14 protein-coding genes and 1 pseudogene are annotated in these 16,617 nt (G+C 69.3%); 6 read left to right on the top strand and 9 right to left on the bottom strand.

Annotation, left to right across the window (positions count from 1 at the left end):
• Positions 1 to 787: 787 nt before the first annotated feature.
• The 5 genes from NQU55_RS32265 to NQU55_RS32245 form a co-directional block, all read right to left on the bottom strand.
• Positions 788 to 1,402, bottom strand: a complete 615-nt coding sequence (locus tag NQU55_RS32265) for a hypothetical protein (RefSeq protein ID WP_168094014.1) — start codon at positions 1,400 to 1,402, stop codon at positions 788 to 790.
• A gap of 376 nt (positions 1,403 to 1,778) precedes the next feature.
• On the bottom strand, positions 1,779 to 2,135 hold the full coding sequence (locus NQU55_RS32260; RefSeq protein ID WP_168096757.1) for a hypothetical protein: 357 nt from the start codon (positions 2,133 to 2,135) through the stop codon (positions 1,779 to 1,781).
• A gap of 133 nt (positions 2,136 to 2,268) precedes the next feature.
• Positions 2,269 to 2,481, bottom strand: a complete 213-nt coding sequence (locus NQU55_RS32255) for a hypothetical protein (RefSeq protein WP_168096755.1) — start codon at positions 2,479 to 2,481, stop codon at positions 2,269 to 2,271.
• 158 nt (positions 2,482 to 2,639) lie between these two features.
• Positions 2,640 to 3,158 carry a hypothetical protein gene (locus tag NQU55_RS32250; RefSeq protein WP_168096756.1) on the bottom strand — a complete coding sequence of 173 codons (519 nt, stop codon included), beginning with the start codon at positions 3,156 to 3,158 and terminating at the stop codon, positions 2,640 to 2,642.
• A gap of 570 nt (positions 3,159 to 3,728) precedes the next feature.
• Complete coding sequence (locus tag NQU55_RS32245; protein ID WP_256791640.1) at positions 3,729 to 5,402, bottom strand: TIGR03767 family metallophosphoesterase; 1,674 nt, start codon at positions 5,400 to 5,402, stop codon at positions 3,729 to 3,731.
• Between the two features lie 325 nt (positions 5,403 to 5,727).
• Here NQU55_RS32245 and NQU55_RS32240 point away from each other — a divergent pair, with 325 nt between their 5' ends.
• Positions 5,728 to 6,345: a CBS domain-containing protein gene (locus tag NQU55_RS32240; protein WP_372504856.1), complete on the top strand. Its 618-nt coding sequence runs from the start codon at positions 5,728 to 5,730 to the stop codon at positions 6,343 to 6,345.
• 395 nt (positions 6,346 to 6,740) lie between these two features.
• Here the strand turns inward: NQU55_RS32240 and NQU55_RS32235 are convergent, their stop codons facing one another.
• A complete protein-coding gene (locus NQU55_RS32235) occupies positions 6,741 to 7,193 on the bottom strand; it encodes a MerR family transcriptional regulator (protein WP_168096478.1) in 453 nt (150 codons plus the stop codon).
• A 101-nt stretch (positions 7,194 to 7,294) separates the two neighbouring features.
• Here NQU55_RS32235 and NQU55_RS32230 point away from each other — a divergent pair, with 101 nt between their 5' ends.
• The 3 genes from NQU55_RS32230 to NQU55_RS32220 all read left to right on the top strand — a co-directional run bounded on the left by NQU55_RS32230 (position 7,295) and on the right by NQU55_RS32220 (position 9,428).
• Complete coding sequence (locus tag NQU55_RS32230; protein ID WP_308402297.1) at positions 7,295 to 8,101, top strand: SDR family NAD(P)-dependent oxidoreductase; 807 nt, start codon at positions 7,295 to 7,297, stop codon at positions 8,099 to 8,101.
• Positions 8,102 to 8,272: 171 nt separating this feature from the next.
• Positions 8,273 to 8,419 carry a hypothetical protein gene (locus NQU55_RS32225; RefSeq protein WP_240977109.1) on the top strand — a complete coding sequence of 49 codons (147 nt, stop codon included), beginning with the start codon at positions 8,273 to 8,275 and terminating at the stop codon, positions 8,417 to 8,419.
• Positions 8,420 to 9,281: 862 nt separating this feature from the next.
• Positions 9,282 to 9,428 carry a hypothetical protein gene (locus NQU55_RS32220; RefSeq protein ID WP_256791639.1) on the top strand — a complete coding sequence of 49 codons (147 nt, stop codon included), beginning with the start codon at positions 9,282 to 9,284 and terminating at the stop codon, positions 9,426 to 9,428.
• 181 nt (positions 9,429 to 9,609) lie between these two features.
• On the opposite strand, the pseudogene NQU55_RS36985 reads toward NQU55_RS32220, so the two are convergent.
• Together NQU55_RS36985 and NQU55_RS36980 are read right to left on the bottom strand one after the other, a co-directional pair.
• A pseudogene (locus NQU55_RS36985) lies at positions 9,610 to 9,897 on the bottom strand (pentapeptide repeat-containing protein); the annotation flags it as partial.
• A 15-nt stretch (positions 9,898 to 9,912) separates the two neighbouring features.
• Positions 9,913 to 10,269 carry a pentapeptide repeat-containing protein gene (locus NQU55_RS36980; protein ID WP_308402296.1) on the bottom strand — a complete coding sequence of 119 codons (357 nt, stop codon included), beginning with the start codon at positions 10,267 to 10,269 and terminating at the stop codon, positions 9,913 to 9,915.
• A 575-nt stretch (positions 10,270 to 10,844) separates the two neighbouring features.
• Between NQU55_RS36980 and NQU55_RS32210 the strand changes: the two genes are divergently transcribed.
• The gene (locus tag NQU55_RS32210) at positions 10,845 to 14,201 is read left to right on the top strand and encodes an AfsR/SARP family transcriptional regulator (protein WP_168095200.1); all 3,357 of its coding nucleotides are present in this window, start codon (positions 10,845 to 10,847) and stop codon (positions 14,199 to 14,201) included.
• 157 nt (positions 14,202 to 14,358) lie between these two features.
• Positions 14,359 to 14,772 carry a hypothetical protein gene (locus NQU55_RS32205; protein WP_168095199.1) on the top strand — a complete coding sequence of 138 codons (414 nt, stop codon included), beginning with the start codon at positions 14,359 to 14,361 and terminating at the stop codon, positions 14,770 to 14,772.
• 214 nt (positions 14,773 to 14,986) lie between these two features.
• On the opposite strand, the gene NQU55_RS32200 is transcribed toward NQU55_RS32205, so the two are convergent.
• Complete coding sequence (locus tag NQU55_RS32200; RefSeq protein ID WP_168095198.1) at positions 14,987 to 16,186, bottom strand: IS110 family RNA-guided transposase; 1,200 nt, start codon at positions 16,184 to 16,186, stop codon at positions 14,987 to 14,989.
• Positions 16,187 to 16,617: the final 431 nt, after the last annotated feature.

The raw sequence follows: 16,617 nt of genomic DNA, 5'->3' as shown, positions 1-16,617 counted from the left end.
GCTCGGGAGAAGACACTGGGGTGGCTGGAGGAGCCGGTCGCACAGATCCGCCGGGGGAGCGGCGGCAAGCCCCGCACCGGTGAAGGACGGACTGATCGTCGCGGTGTTCCGGCATTACGAGTCGAGGGCCGGGAGACCCACGTCGCGTCCAGTCGCCGGATGCGGACCAACACCACCGCGGGCGCGGGCTACGGCCGCGGAGGTGTGGACGCGGGTGCGGACCGGCTGACGGAAGCTCTGGGGGGGGCGCTGCCACGCTGTCGGCCGCGACCCTGCCTCGGTGGGCGCAATACAAGAAGCAGCTGGAAGCTGCAGATCAGGAGTCGTCTTGACCCACCGTATTTTCGGCGCAGCGTCGTGGCTGGTGCTGGTGCTGGTGAGCATGTGGTGCCACTGCAGGATGCTGGTGCAGCAGGATGCCGTCGACGAATCCGCCGGGGCCCGCTCCGAGGACGATGACGCGGCAGCCGAAGGCTGTTCGGTGTTTCTCTGGACGTCCTGTCCGTTCCAGCCGTGGTGGCCATCACCGTTCTCTGTCCGGTCGGCAGTGCACGGAGACCTTCCGAAAACGGGTTCCCGCCCAGATGCTGCTCCCACCTGCTTCGCGCGGCGATTCCGCCGTTCGGCGATGAGAGGGCAACCTGAGAGGGATGGTGGCTGGCCGCCCACGCGCGGCGGCCCCCGACTCGCGGCCTCCCTATCGCGTCCGTTCCGACGAGTCGGGGCCGGGGGCCGAGGCCGCACTGTTATGCGCTCGCCTGGTGAGCGGGCCTGAGGGGCAGGCCGGTCAGCTCTCGACCGGCCACTCCAGCGGCTTCTTGGTGAAGCCCCGGGTCAGTTCCACCGCGGCGGCCTTCTGGCCCTCCGGGATGAGGAAGGCGGTGCAGATGTTCTCCGACTGGCCGGGGCCGAGCTGCTTGCTGCTCTGCGGCGCCGGGCAGTTCGGCCACTTCGCCTCGCCCATCAGGACGATGAGGGCCCGGGTGCGCTGGCCGCCGTTCGTCTTGATGACCAGGTCGTTGTCCATGTCGCCGAGCTCCATGGGCGTGCCGCTCTTGTGCGTGAGCGTCGACCAGACGTAGACGGGAATCTTGGGCCCGTCCTTGTCGTCCTTCTTCAGTCCGGAATTGTCCATGTCGGCCCGGGTGCCCATCTGTACCTTGGTCGGCGTGACCGTGTACTTGGCATCCGAGGACTTCTGCTTGCTGCTTTCCTGCTCGGGGCTCGTCTCACCCAGGCGGTAGGTCGTCTTCTCGTCCGACTTGCCCGCACCGGAATTCGACGAGTGGGAGCCGGAGCTGCCCCGGCGCTTGCCCGAGCCCGAGTCGCTGCAGCCGGTCAGCACCATGGCCAGAGCCAGGGCGCCCACCGCTGCCGGCACGGCGCGAGTCCACGTACGCATGTTGTCTCACTTTCCCCGTTTAACATTCCTGCGGTGACGGAGGCGAACGCCTTTATCACCCGGAACGGCGGCAGGAACGCGGTGGCAAGGACCGCGACAGTGCGACCCACACGTACAGCATCTGTGACACGGCATCAGTGGTACGGGGCGAGGCGTCGGCTCACGACATCGACGGCGCGACCTTACAGCAGCGATGGAGGGGTCCCGAAATCCCGCCGCGCAACTCGGTGTTCTCCGCCAGATACCGGACTTCGGGGCGGGCGGTGCGGTCGGGATTCCGGGAAGCGCGGGCCGGTGACACCGTCCCTTTCCCATCCGGTCCGGGAGGTCGACCCCGGTCCGGAAGGTCGACGTCCGGGCAGCCGGCTCTGGTCGGTCAGACCGGGAAGGCACCCGCCTGGCTGACTTCCGCGTCCAGGCCGCACCAGACGATGGAGATGCCACCGGAACGGGCGCGGTGGCCCAAGCGCAGGTACATGGAGCCGTCCGGCCGATGGCAGACGGCGTAGGCGGTGAAGGAACTGCCGTAACAAGTGATCGACGCGCCGTGCCCCCTGGTGCCCCTCTCGTACTGCCAGGCGTCGCAGGAGAACGCGGACCCCGCGGTGCTGGTTGAAGCCCCCACCGTGCTTTCGGGTGCCGAAGCCGAGGCGGGCGCGGCGACGCCCACCGCGCCCCCGCCCGCGAGCGCGAGGGATAGGCTGACGGCCGCGACACGGCAGCGGGTACTCATGTTGCCCCCTTGCTGATGTGTGTTCGGATGGATGCGCGGGGTGACGCTACTCGCGGACACGAACACCCGGTAGGCCGGGAGCGGACTTGGCCGGGAACCGGCCATTCCCCGGCCGCAGTCAGGTCAAGGCGGCTCAGGGCCTTGCGCGCGGCTCGTCGGCCGAACGCATCGGGACGGACACCCGCGTGAGGTGACAGCAGAAGCCCTCCGGGTCGCCCTGCTTGCCGATCACGCCCAGCAGGACGTCGTCGGTGAGCCGGCGGAAGTGGTCGATGACGATGGAACGGACAGCTTGCATGCCGGGACGGCTGTCCAGCAGGAGCCCGCAGCAGGGGTTCCAGGTCACGCAATCGCGCACCGACGGCACAGAGGAGTTCAGAACAACCATGCGCAGACGTACGCGACACTACTGGTACCTCGACCTCATGACGGCGGGCGCCGGCACCAGCGAAGGCGCCCGGCGCAGCCCTCCGGCGCCGAGCCCTCCACCGGCTGCCGACCGGCCTACGGCACGGTCTCGGCGCCCGACCACACGTGGCCCTCGCGCCATTGGGACCCGTCCCAGACCATGACGTGGGCCTGCGCTCCGTAGCTACCGGGGCCGCAGGACGCCGATCCGCCGTAGTCGAAGACGATCGAAGGGCCGTAGGGGCTGCCCAGGTCACCGCCTGTCTGGCCGGTGGGGCCGAACTTCCAGTCGGAACTCCGGCACAGCTGCCACTCGGACCCGTTCCAGCGGAACACATGGACCTGCACGCCGGCCTGGCTGGCCGGCTTGGTGAGGCCGGTGCCACAGCCTTGGGTCAGCGCGTAGGCGTTCCCGTACGCGAGATTGCCGGAGAACACGTTCGGCCGGGCGTGGTCGATGCCCGCGTCGCCCTGGACGCACAAGCCCGGGCCGTTGTACAAGGTGACTCCCCGGGCCCAGGTGTAGGCGTGCGCCGACTGCGTCCAGACGGCCGCAAACAGCAGCGCGAAGACCCCGCACAACATGGCTCTCAGCAACGAGCGAATCTTCGTCATGATCTCTCCGTTCCTCGCATGAACCGAGGTCCGGATCCGGCCACTCTCAGCGTTTCACCACGCTTCGACTCGTGCAAACGGGCCGGAACGGCGGCTGAATGCCCGGCTGCCGGTTCTTGGGCGGTTGGGGAAGAAGAAGACGGTGGCGCTGAGGAACTCCGGCACGGTGATCCCTCTTCGGGGATCGTCACCCCCCTCGTCCTCGTCGAAGAATTGGCGAGCGCCCGACCCGGGCGGAGGCAGGAGTTGTGACCGGCGGTCAGGAAGAGGTAGCGATCCGGTATCTCCTTGGTCGCTGGGGTATGTCTCCGCGCTCCTGGAGGGCGTCTCCGCGCGGTCGTGGTTCGTTCGTCATCGCTGCCGCAATGCGGACGTGGCAGGAGTCCGGACAACTCGTTGCTGCTGCCGATCGCACTGGGCGAGGTCCGTTTCCGCCAGAGGTTTCCCCTCCGAGGTCAGGCGTGTCGCCCACAGAACAAGGAGAACGGACGGACCGGCTTCGGCCGAAGCCGAAGCCAAAGGTCCGGGGTCGGTGCCAGGGAGCCTGTGGGAGGTGGCGGCCGTCCGGGTTCATGGCCGGTGCAGGAGGAGTTCTGTGTTCCGGTCCGTCGGTGCTCCTGGGAAGCTCGGGTCGGCGCCCTGGGCGTTGGCCGCGAGTTCGCGGTAGAGGGAGGCGAGGCCGGGCCGTGAGAAGTCGTGGTGGTAGGAGCGGGGCGGGGCCGCCGATTCGATCAGCGTGGTGAACAGGGACAGTGTTCCGTCATGGTTGTCGGTGACCTCGATGACGCGGGCGAGCTGAGGGCTGTCGATGTGGGAGGCAGTGCAGATCTCCCAGAAGGTGCGGCGTGGGCGGATGCGGTTGCAGTGGCTGTGGCCGTTGATCCAGGCCACGACGTTGCGGTGGCTGCGGAGCAGCCGGAGCAGCTCGGCGCCCGCGTGACGGGTTTCGGTGGGACGGGCCGGATCGGGGGTTCCGTTGTTCATGCTCCAGCTGGGGTGGTGGCTGAAGACCAGCGCGTACTCGTCCCGGTGCCGGGTCAGGGTCTCGTCGAGCCACTTCAGCTGCCCGGAGCCGATGGATCCGGCCTTGCCACCGCCGGGATCGGTCGAGTCGAGACTGATGCCGATGACGCCGTCAGCGATGGGGAACGCGTAGTAGAGGGTTCCCTCGGCGAGGTTGCCGGCGGTGTAGCCATGGCCGGCGGGTCCGGGACCGGTGTGGTCCGGATCGAGGTGGGCCGCCAGGTATTCCCGCATGCTGAACGGAGCCCGGCGGGCGTCGGGAGTGACGGTGCGGGCCTCGTACCCGCGCCCGAGGAGCGCCTGGACACAGTTCCCTGCGGGGTCGGTGCCCCGTCCCTCGCCGGCCATGAGGGTCCTTGCCTCGCCGGGCGGGACGGTCTGCAGTTTCCGGCTCCCCGTGGCCGCGGCGGCGATGGTGCTGTGACCCGAGGCGTAGCAGCCGCCGGAGAGCCCGTCGTGGTTGCCCAGTGTGGAGTACCAGGGGATGGCGAGGCCGGGGCTGTGCACCGGTCCGGTGACGGCGCCGAGGAAGCCCTCGAGTTTCGGAAAGCCGGCGAGGCTGTCCTGGTCCCGCAGCAGACTCTCGGGGTGCCAGAAGAGCTCCAGGCCGCTGTTCTGGACGCCTTCGTAGTGCCCCGGCTCGCCTGTGTCCGGAGTGCAGGTGCCGCCGTTCATGGCGGTGAGGAACCAGTCCAGCTCGATCGCGGCGTTGTTGTCGGTGTTGTCACCGGTGGTCATGACGAAGGACAGCGGGGCCCCGGTGGCCGGTCCGCCGCGCAGGCTGTTGACCCGTTCGATGAGAGACACGGCACCGGGCACGGTCAGGGCCTCCTGCGGCCGCCACGCCTTCGGGCTGCCCGCGCGGAGGAATTCGTAGCGCAGCGGGTGCTGGACGTCGGTGATGTGCAGGTCGGTGAAGTGGACGAAGGCGGCCAGGGGCGTGCGGCGATCGGCGCGCCCGGGCCGGGGGCCGGCGATGTCGTTCCGCACGATGCGCGGCCATCCCGGACCGTCCGCGAGGCGCCGGTACCCCGGACCGTCCGGCCGGGTGGTGACGGCCATGAGGGTGGTTCCGGCGGCGAACGGCTCCCTGTCCGTCTCCGGCCGGTCGGCGCGCCCGGTGACTCCTGCCTGGACGACTCCTCCGGCGGCCCCCAGCCCTGCGACGGCCCCGGCGAGGAATACGCGACGCCGGATGCCGGCGGAGGAGGAATGCGGCATTTGCGGACCCTTTCCGACCCATGCGCATGTCATCGTAAGCGTGGGGACGTGGCGCGGCCCGGCAACTACTGCGAACAAATTTTCGAATGCGGTGGGGGTGGTGAGGGCGGTAGGGGCAGGTGTCCGGGGCCGGGTTCGTGCAGAGGCCGGGAAAGCCCGTGCCCTGCACGCTCCGTCGACGGCCTGCGGCGTATGCGCTGCTCGCATCCCGGGGAGTGGAGCGTGAGAACAGCGACCGGCGTACGCGACCTGCGCCGTTGCTCCGTCGGTGAGGGAGGAAACTGGACAGGGACCGGTTGATCCCCGCTGAGAGGAACCACGGATGCTGGAGCACAGGACTGTCGGCCAGTTGATGACGCGCAAGGTCGCTCGGGTGCAGCGCGGCACGATGTTCCGGGAGATCGTGGCGGTGCTGAAGGAGAACGACATCACCGCCGTGCCCGTGGTGGACGACGCCGGCCACCCGGTCGGCGTGGTCTCCGAGGCCGACCTGCTGACCGGCGGCGGGGAGGGCGGGCACGCCGCGGCAACGGCCGAGACCCTGATGACGAGCCCCGCCGTCTGTGCCGGCCCCGGGTGGAGCTTCGTCGAGGCCGCGCACGTGATGAAGGAGCACCGCGTCAAGCGACTGCCCGTCGTGGACGAGGAGGGACGGCTCGTCGGCATCGTGAGCAGGGGAGACCTCCTGGACGTCTTCCTCCGGCCCGACCACGCGATCCGTGCCGAGATCATCGAGGACGTCGTCGTCCGGGCACTGCACGAGCCACCGTCCGCGGTGGGTGTCGAGGTCGGCGACGGACTGGTCACCCTCAGCGGCTCACTGCGCCGCAAGTCCCTGATCCCCGTACTGGTGCAGATGTGCCGCGGTGTCGACGGGGTCGTCGCCGTCCGGGAACACCTGACGTTCGACATCGATGACACTGCTGACACTCCCGGGGAGTGAGCCCGGCGAGGCCGGTGTCCGCCGGTCCGTCGTCAGGCGTCGGCCGCGGTCGCACCGCAGAGCCTCCCCGGTCGGCCACACGGAGATACACGCCATCTTCGAGGAGGACGGTTTTGCGTTCGCAGGCCTGCATGCGCAGTGGCAGCGGATCGGTCTCGGCCCACTGCCGCTGGCGCTCCTGTGCGGCTGGGGCGGCTACGGCGTCGGGGGTGGCCTGGTCGTCCTTGGCGTGCCCGGCGCCGGGCACCACGATCCCTGGTCCCATCTGTCCGGTCCCATCTGTCCGGCTCGGCCGCTGCCGGTGGGGCGCCGTGCGCGCATCGCTCCCTCACCGGCGCTCGCTGCGCTCTGTGCGATGCCGTTGACGCGTCTGCTCGGTGCGGGCTGCCTGGTGATCACGCACCGTCTGACGGTTGGCACTCCTGGCGGGTTTCGGCCTGGGCGGCGTCGGGATGGGAGGGGTTCCAGAGCTGGTGCGCGTCGCCGCGGGCGAGGTGTTCCTCGTAGATCCGGACCTTGTGCCGCATCACGGCCAGGGTCTCGCGCAGCTCTTGGACCTGTGCTTCCACCTGGCGTTCGTGCCGGCGCAGCAGTTCCAGCCGCTGGTGTTCGGTGCCGGGGCCCTGTCGGACCAGCTCGATGTACTGCCGGATCGTGGCCAGCGACATGCCGGAGGAGCGCAGTTTCGTGCAGATCGCCAGCCACTCGAGATCTTCTTCGTAGTAGATCCGCCGGCCGTTGGACAGACGGCGTACCGGGTTGGCGAACAAGCCCTCTCGCTCGTAGAACCGCAATGCGTGGACGCTGAGCCCGCTGCGCTGCGCCACTTCACCAATGCTCAGGTCCATGAGCGACCCCCGTCACACAGTTATTGATCTAGACCCGACTCTAGCTTCTAGCGTCGAGTCGGCGCCCATCGGGCGATGGGCCATCGGAACAGGGGGAGAAGATGAGCGTTTGGTTTGTCACCGGTGCGTCGCGTGGGCTCGGCGCGCAGATCACCCGTGAAGCGCTGGACCGCGGGCACAGCGTCATCGCCACGGCGAGGGATGTATCGGCGGTGCTGCAGGCGTACCCGGAAAAGCCGGACGGCCTGCTGGCGGTCCACGCGGACGTTACGGCGCCGGAGCAGTTGACGGCTGCGGTGGACGACGGTCTGGCGCAGTTCGGCCGGATCGACGTCGTGGTCAACAACGCCGGTTACGGGCTCGTGGGCGCGATCGAGGAGACTTCCGACAAGGCTGCCCGGGCGCTGTTCGACGTCAACGTGTTCGGCGTGCTCAACACCTTGCGGGCGACTCTTCCGGTGCTGCGCGCCCAGCGGTCCGGGCATGTCGTGAACATCGGTTCTGTAGGCGGCTTCGCCACCGCGCCGGCCGTGGGTCTGTACGGCGCGTCCAAATTCGCCCTCGAAGGCATCACCGAGGCACTCCACGGAGAGCTGGCACCGCTCGGAGTCCGCGTCACGATCGTGGAGCCGGGCGGGTTTCGCACCGACTTCCTCAACGGTTCCAGCATGCAGGTCGAAGCTGCCGCCATCGCCGACTACGTTGCTGGTGCGGGACCGGTGCGCGAGGCGCTGGCCCGCAATGACGGCCGTCAGCCAGGAGATCCGGTGAAGGCGGCCAAGGCCGTCGTCGACGTCACCGAGACCGCCGAGCCCCGCTGCGCCTGCAGTTGGGCGAGGACGCGGTGGAGCGCGTCGAGGCGAAGCTGGAGGTGGTACGACGTGAGCTCGACGCATGGCGGCACGTAGCGCTCTCCACTGCCATCTGAATCTCGAGGCGAAAGGGGCCGTCACCGGGCTCGGAGCCCGCATGTGCGGGGACGAGGGCCCGGTGCTGGTCGCACGGCTGCTGGGACTTGATGCGGCCGGGGCGTTGACGTGGCGCAGGTGCGTGCGGGTGTCCGGGGCGGTGGGGTGGGCGTGCGGACGGTGTGGCCCTGGCTGGAGGCGGCGCGGACGGAAGGCCGCCTGGAGCGCCGGTCGCGGGTCCGGCTGGAGTTGTGCGACCGGGCGTGGGAGGTGCTGGCGCAGGCGGGCGGGAACGTGTCGGCGCTGCACGGCATGTGAGGGACGCCGGTGGCCGGGCGCCCTCACTGGCGCCGCTGCACCGGGTGGTTCGCCGGGACCTTCAGGCCGGCGGGGCCCTGCCCGGATCGCGCGGTGGTGCGGCGGGAGCGGGAGGAGCAGTAAACGGGCGGGCGCGCTGGCTGACCTTGCCTTGGTCGGTCCGCGTGAGGGCGTACTGGCGAGGAGGGGGACGGGTCCGGCAACGGGGTGTGTCCCTGGCCTGTGGGAGGGTTCCTGGCGGTCGGGCTCGTTGGGCTCTCCCGTAGTGCTTCCTTTGTTATGAAGGTGGTTCTGCGGACTGGCGTCTGTGAATTACAGGAGAAGTCGGTGCCATGCCGCGCCGCCCTCCCCTGCAGAGGCTCTGCGGGGGAGGGCGGTGTACCGTGATCGCCCTGACGTGCGAAGGCCCCAACGCCATGGCTACCGTCGTCGCCTGCTCGGCCGGCATCGGTGGCAGTACGCGACCTTCACAGAAGGCGGGCGTGACCGAGACCGTGCCGGCCGACGGTTGGCAGTTTGGGCTGTGCGGCCCTGAGCGGAAGCTGGTCTCGTGCATCACGCTCTTCCGGACCGGGCCGCTCGCTTCATCTACGCGGCCAGCCAGCGAATCTCCGACTCGGGTCACTGGTCGTCGGTGAGTGACGAGCGCGGTTCCCGGACCTGCTCGACGGTCTGCTGGGAGATCCGCTTGGACACGACAAGGGCGGCTTTGGCAATGAGGTACCCCGGCCCCAGGGTCGGACGACACCTTTCGGGAAGCTGCATGGACGAAAATACTTAAGACTTCATCAGCAGCGCATTCGGTCCCTCGTACGTCAATGAGCCCGAAGTTCTCAGGGCGAACCTGGCGCACAGCCTTAGCGTGCCGGGCGTCTTCACGAAGACCCGGAAGGCTCAGCGCGACGGGTTCGCCGAGGTGATCCGCATACGCGAGATGTCGCTGACGGCGTGGGACGTTCTCACGGAGGGCGCGATCCGCTTCCCGACCGAGGACGAGATGTACGCGTAACTCCGTCCCGGGCGGTCTCGTTGACGCGGCGCGGATGGTTGCGATCGGATTCCAGGCCTTCGCTGCCGCCAACGGCTGCTGGCGTGGCTGACCCTTACGCCTCAGCCCGTCATGGGTGTAGCCGTACGGTCAGCAGCGGCGGGCAGCAGCCCTGGGCCCTGTCGGTGTCAGCGATCTCTTGTCAGTGGTCCTTCACGGTGAGGCCGATGTGCTGGGCCAGGAGGGGCGCCAGGTCGAACAACTGGGCGGTGCTGATCGTTGCGCCGTTCAGGGATCCGATCCCGGAGGCGATGCCCAGGGCGGTGGCTTCGCGGAGGTCGGTCCTGGTCAGCGTGGCTTTGTCGAATCGCGCCCGGTCCAGGGTGGAGCCGGGGAAGCTGACATCGGCCAGTTTCGCCCCGCTGAAGTCCACGTCGCGCAGGAGGCAGTCGACGAAGGCGACGTCCCTCAGAGCGGTTGCGCGCAGGTTGACCGAGTCGAATTTTCACTGGTGGAAGACGGTGCGGCGCATCTCACTGCCGTGGATCTCCGTGCCGGCGAAGACGCTTGCGGTGCACTGGCTGTCCAGCCAGGTGGTTTCCGCGAGGTTGGTGCCGACCATGCGGACGGTGTGCAGCCACACCTCGTCGAAGCGTGAGCGCCTCAGGCGGCCGCGATCGAAGGTGGCCGAGGAGAAGGCCGACTGGCTGAAGAGGGAACTGCCTGCTTCCGCGTCCTGGAAGACGGGGCCGTCGAAGTGGAGCCATTCGTAGGCGCCCGCGTGTTCGAGCTCGCCGGTGAAGGGCTTCAGGTGCTGCGCGTAGGGCAGTGAGGTCAGGTCGCAGGGGGCAGGGACTGGCATGGGTTCCTTCCGGAGGGGCGGCAGGGCGGGGCGGTCCTCGCCTACGGCCCTGAGGGGCCGTAGGCGAGGGGGAGGGCGGGCACCACGGTTGCGTCACTCGTCTGGTTTGCTCAATCGGCGCGAGTCCGGGCGGCCGGTCGACCGACATCCTGGAATCCTCGCAAAAGGAATAAATAGGGTTATTTTTTCATGCCGATATGGTGATCTTGCTTAACCCAGGGGGAGGCGGGAGCCCCGTCCCGCCACTCGTCGGACGGCCAAGTCGCTCACCGGACTACGAACTTGACGCGTAATGCGGCCCCGGTCCGGCGACCGGCACTGCTGGAGACCTGGTTCCCTGGAATTGATTCTGCGCTTCGCTTCATGATCGCGGCATCTGCGGATTGCGCTCACAGGCCGTTCTGGCGGTGCTTCCCGGTCTGCGGTCGATGGTGGCGGCGCCCGGCTGCACCGAGCACCCCGGCCATCGCCTTGTCCGTTGCCTGTGTCATCGCCTTGGGCATGGTGACCGAGTTCTCGCCGGCGCATCCGCCGTCCGGCTCTCGTCAACCTCAGGTGGTTGCTTAACTGTTGTGGTGGCTATTGATCTGATGCTGCTGTGCCGGGTTTCCTACCGTGACCAGGAGGTCACTGCGCCCAGGCTGCGTGGCCTGCTCGCGCTCCTGGCGAGCGAGCTGCGTACGGGGTGCAGTACGGGGTTCCTGGTGGATGGTCTTTGGGCGGACGGGAGACCGCAGAACCCGGTGAAGGCGCTGCAGACTGTGGTTGCGCGTGCCCGGGGTCTCCTCGGCGCCGGTGTGGTCGCCGGCACTGCGACCGGTTACCGCCTGGTGCTGGGTGAGGAGCAGGTCGACAGTTCTGCTGTCCTGCTCCGTGCCGCGGCGGGCGGGGAGCGGCTGCGGGCCGGTGACCTGGTCGCGGCGCTTGCGGAGGCTGAGGCGGGCCTGGCGTTGTGGGACGCCGGCGGCACCGGCGGCGGTGCCAGCGGTGGCAGTGGTGGCAGTGGCGTACGGTGCGAGAGGGAGACCCCCGGTGACCCCGTATCCGTGCTGCGCGCGGAACGGGCCCCGGCATACCGGTCGCTCGTACGCATCCGCGCTCTCGCGCTCGCGCGGCTCGGCCGCCGTACCGAGGCGGCCGGACCACTCACGCACCTGGTGCGGGACCTGCCGCGGGACGAGGAAGTACTCCTCGAACTCCTGCGCTGCCAGGCGGCCACCGCGGGCACCGCTACCGCTCTGGCTGCATACGAGGGTTATCGTCGCGGGCTGCGCGAGGAGCTCGGTGCCGACCCCGGGCCCGCGCTGCAGGACATGCACCAGGAGTTGCTGCGGGGGGCGTCGCCCGCGGTACGCCACGGGCTGGCGCACGACCCCAATCCCTTGCTCGGCCGTGATCCCGACATCGCCGCGGTGGCGGGGCTGATGCGGGCCTCCCGGGTCACCTCGATCGTCGGGCCGGGAGGCCTGGGCAAGACCCGTCTCGCGCACGCGGTGAGCCGGGAGGCGGAGCAGCGGGTGGTGCATCTGGTCGGGCTCGCCGGTATCTCCAGGGATGCGGAGGTGGCCGGTGAGGTGGCTTCGGCTCTCGGGGTCGGTGAGTCGCTGCGCCTGCACACGCTTTCGCCGGCTGTCCCCGCCGATGTGCTCACCGGCATCGTGGGCGTGCTCGGCCCGGGGCCTGCGCTGCTGGTCCTGGACAACTGCGAGCATGTGATCGGCGGGGTTGCGCAACTGGTGCAGGCCCTGGTGTCGGTGGCCGGTGACCTGCGGGTGCTCACTACCAGCCGGGCGCCGCTGGGCATCTCTGCCGAATCGGTGTACCTGCTGCCGGAGCTGGATCTGCCGACGATCACTGAGCTGTTCCGGCAGCGGGCCCGGGCCGCCCGCCCCGGCGCCGAGCTTCCCGCCGGCACGGTGACCGGGCTGTGCCGCCGTCTGGACGGGCTGCCGCTGGCCGCGGAGCTGGCGGCGGCGCGGGTGCGGGTCATGACGGTTGGTGAGATCAGCGACCGGCTGGCGGACCGGTTCGCCCTGCTGCGGGGCGGGGCGCGGGATGCCCCGCCCCGCCACCGTACCCTGCACGCCGTCGTCGACTGGAGCTGGAACCTCCTGGACGGGGCAGGGCAGGCGGCGCTGCGCGCGCTGTCGGTCTTCCCCAGCGGCTTCACGGCGGACGCCGCCCGGAAGCTGCTCGATGACGAGGAGCTCTCCGGCGGCCTGTTCCGCGATGGCGAGATGCTGGAGGTGCTCACGGATCTGGTCGACCAGTCACTGGTCAAGGTCGTGGACACCGCCTCCGGCGCGCGCTTTGCGATGCTGGAGACGATCCGGGAGTTCTGCACGGCCCAGCGGGCCCGCTCAGGCGAGGACGACTGGGTGACCCGCCAGTACATGGCCTGGGCGCGCGACTTCGGGATACGGCACCACGACGCGCTCTTCAAGGCCGACCCCTGCGAGACCGCGCCCTGCGGGACGGACCCTTGCGGGACTGACTCCTGCGGGACCGCCCCTTGCAGGACCGGCCCCTTCGGTGCCTGGGAGCGGATCAGAGCCGAGCAGGACAACCTCGTCCAGGCACTGCGCCTCGGCCTCGCCCGGGAGGACGGCGCCACCGTCGCGGCCACCACCGCGGTGCTCGCCACCTTGTGGACCACCGAGGCCAATTACGCCCGCCTCCTCCCGCTCGCCCAGGACGCCGGGCCACTGCTCTCCCACTTCCGGCCCGGGCCCGGCTTCGTCGAGGTCACCCGGACCGCCGCCGCCATGTGCGCCACGAGCCTGTTCCTCGGATTCGGCCCCGGACCGGCACGCACCCTCGTCGCCCTGCGCCGGCTGCCTCCGGCCTCACCCGCCACCCTGGTCGGAGCCGTCTCGACCGTCCTGTGCGCCGTACCCCGGCTTCTGGACCCCGACCACTCGGTGCTGCACGCCCTGTGCGACCGCAACGAGCCACTGCTCGCCGGCGCGGCCAACTGCGCGGCCAGCCTCGTGTGGGAGAACGCCTGCGACCCCGAGCGTGCACTGTCAGCGGCCCAGCGGATGCTCGAGGCCTTCAAAGGCCTGCGCATCCCGTGGATCCAGGTCCTGGCCCCCGCCCGGATGGCCAGACTGTGCCTGCGCGCCGAACAGGGCCACCAGGCACTGCACCACCTGCACTCGGCACTGCAGACCCTGGAAAAGCTCGGCGTCCACGGTGACCCGGTCGGGATCCGCTGGGGCATGGCACTGGCCCACCTGCACACCGGCGACCTCGACGCCGCCGAGCACTGGGTCGCACAGGCGACGCTGACCCAGCCGCAGGAGACACCGGACGTCCGCTCACCCGGCCTCGGCATACGCGCCGAGATCGCACTCGCCCGCGGCGACACCGAAACCGGGCTGCGCCTGTGGCGCCGGGCCGCCGAAGGAGCACGAAGCAGCACCGGCCCGGTCTTCGACATCGAAACGGACCTGGAGCCCTGGGCCCTGGAGGTCCAGGCCGCCGCCGTGACCGCCCACGCCCGGTACAGCCGCCCCGGCCTCGTCGAGGACCTCACCCGCACCCTCCAGGACCGCCTGCCGACCCTCCTGGCACCCCCCGCCACCACGCCCTCCCGCCCGGAGCGGGCGCCGGCGAACCTTCCGCTGTGCGGTGCGCTGCTGCTCGCGCTCGGCATGACCGACCTCGACCACGGCCGACGTACCGGCAACACGCGCCGCACCAGGTCGGGAACACGGCTGATCGCCCTGGCCGAACGTTTCCGCTACCTGCGCATCTTCCAGCCGACCATGTCCGGCGAACTGTCCCGGCAGGCAGCAGAACAAGCCGACAAGGCCGCATACACCGAGGCGGCATCGGCGTACGCAGCCCTGGACGGGGACGCCCTACTGGCCACCGCCCTGACAGCGTTACGGCAACGGCAACAGGACCGTGGCCTGAAGCCACTCTGAAGTCACCCTGAAGCCGCCCTGAAGCTCACTGACGCCACGCTCTGCACAGACGTCACCAGATGTCCCGATCCCACATGGACAGATCCCGCAACCGAGGGACCGGAGGCGCACCACACGCCACTCGTCCCTCGGACAACGTCGCAGGAGGGTAAATCAGATGAACGCCAGGAAATGGGCTCTAGCGGTTTCCGCGCTCACCGCCGCTGTCGCGGTCGGCATTCCCCCGGCCATCGCGCAGGCCGCCGCGACCCGGCACGTGGGCGACCGGTGCACCAGCGACAACTACACGACCTGTGCCGGGTCGGCGTCCTTCATCAAGGAGGGCGACCACATGCTGATCTGGGACAACAAGGCCGACGGCCACTCGGTCGTTGTCACCGGGGACCGGTCCGACGGGCTGCCGCTGAAGCTGTGGAACCACTCCGGCTCCGACGGAGACGGGAAGGTCGACCACAACCTCAACCTCCCCGAGAACGGGTGGATCCGCTACAAGGTCTGCCTGGGCGAATACAGCTCCAAGAAGGTCATCGAAAGCACCTGCTCCGCCAGCAAAACGGAGAACGCCTCATAACCAGGCGAGAGTGACCCATAGAGAGAAGAAGTGAGAACCGGCTGGTGACGACCTCGGCCGCCACCAGCCGGCCCAGGCGACAGACAAAGCACGGCCCGCAGGAGACCTCCGCCGACAGGTGTCTCCGGCGGACGTGAGCTTCGACTCTGACGCAGTTCGGGGTATGCCGTTGGCTCGTGTGTGCCGGTGCCGGGGGGCGCCCCTATGGGTTTCGTCAACCTGTGGGGGCGGGGTGGGGTTCGTAGAACGTGCCGTCGCGGAGCATCGCGAAGAGCACGTCAGCTCTGCGTCGTGCGAGGCAGAGGAGGGCTTGGGTGTGGTGCTTTCCCTGGGCGATCTTCTTGTCGTGGTAGGTCCTGGAGGTCGGGTCGGCCAGGGCCGCGAACGCGGACAGGAAGAAGGCGCGTTTGAGCTGCTTGTTTCCCCTCCGGGAGGGTTGTTCGCCGCGGATCGAGGAGCCCGGGCTCCGGGTCGCCGGGGCAAGGCCGGCGTAGGCGGCGAGGTGGGCGGCGGACGGGAAACTGGACCCGTCGCCGACGCCGATGAGGATCCGTGCTCCGGTCCTGACGCCGATCCCCGGCATGGACGTCAGGACCTTCGAAAGAGGGTGGGACTCCAGCAGTTCCTCGATCCTGGCGGTCAGGAGTTTCCGCTGGTCAAGGACCGCCTGAAGTGATCCGGCGAGGCTCGGCACGATCAGCGCGGCCGCGTCCGTGCCGGGAACGACGACGGTCTGTTCGTCCAGAGCTGTGAAGATGTCTTCGACCAGCCGTTCGGCCATCCGCGGGGCCTTCGGCCGGATCAGGCTGACCAGCCGCCGACGTCCGGCCTTGCGGATCTGAGCGGGGGAGCCGAACTGGCCGAGGAGCTTGAGCATGGCCGGGTGCTGCACTCTGGGGCCCAGGACCCGTTCCAGCGACGGATGGATCTGTGTCAGCAGCCCGCGCAGGCGGTTGCTGATGCGGGTGGCTTCGCCGGCCAGGTCGTCATCGAAGCCGACGATCATCTCCAGCTCGGCGATGGTGTCCTCTTCGAGGTCGACCGAGCGGAGCGTGCGCGGCATGACGCGGGCCGCGTCCGCGATGACGAACGCGTCGCGGGCATCGGTCTTGGCCTCACCTGGGTAGAGGTCGGCGATCCGCCGCATGGTCAGGCCGGGCAGGTAGGCAACGGGACAGCCCATGTCCCGGGCCGCCAGTGGCAGAGCCCCGATCGATGCGGGCTGGTCGACCACGACGAGCACAGTTCCGTGCTTGGCCTGCAGTTTCCCCAACACCTCGCGGAGCTTGGGCTCGCTGTTGGGCAGCCGCTTGTCGAAGGCTTTCTTCCCGGTCGGGGTGACGGCGGTGGCGTGGTGTTCACCCTTGCCGACGTCCAGGCCGAGGAAGGCGCCGATGTCACTGACGTCGATCACGTGCGTCCTTCGGTCGTCCTCGCCCGGCCAATCCGACGGCACCGATCGCCACATCCACAACGAAGAGCCTCCCGACCTGCGAAGAAGCCGGTGGTCATGCCCCTAATCAGCGGTCTGTCGATGCCTCCGGAGCTGGTGACACCACCCCCCAGGCCATGTGTTCGACAGGGGGAGAAAGTCATGCCAACTCCAGAGGCCGGGCGCCCCATTGCGGGGCCACCAAGAAGGTAATGGTGAGTCCCGCAGGGGTGAGGGATCCGGGTAGTGGTGGTGTTGCCGGCCCCAGACTCTACGGGCAGGCCCGGCCCGGCTCCGCGGCCATGGTGCCCGCTTTCTCCAGGCCCTGGATGACCGTGGATGACCGGGCCCGGTCATGGATGGCAGTGTGGCGCCGGCTGAGACCGCCGTACCCCGCGAGCGCGCAGTGCCGG

Origin of the sequence: Streptomyces telluris, assembly GCF_024519335.1 — a bacterium.
Lineage (GTDB): Bacteria > Actinomycetota > Actinomycetes > Streptomycetales > Streptomycetaceae > Streptomyces > Streptomyces telluris.
The sequence above is the reverse complement of the archived record's forward strand: the minus strand, read 5'-3'. Positions and strand labels throughout refer to the sequence as shown.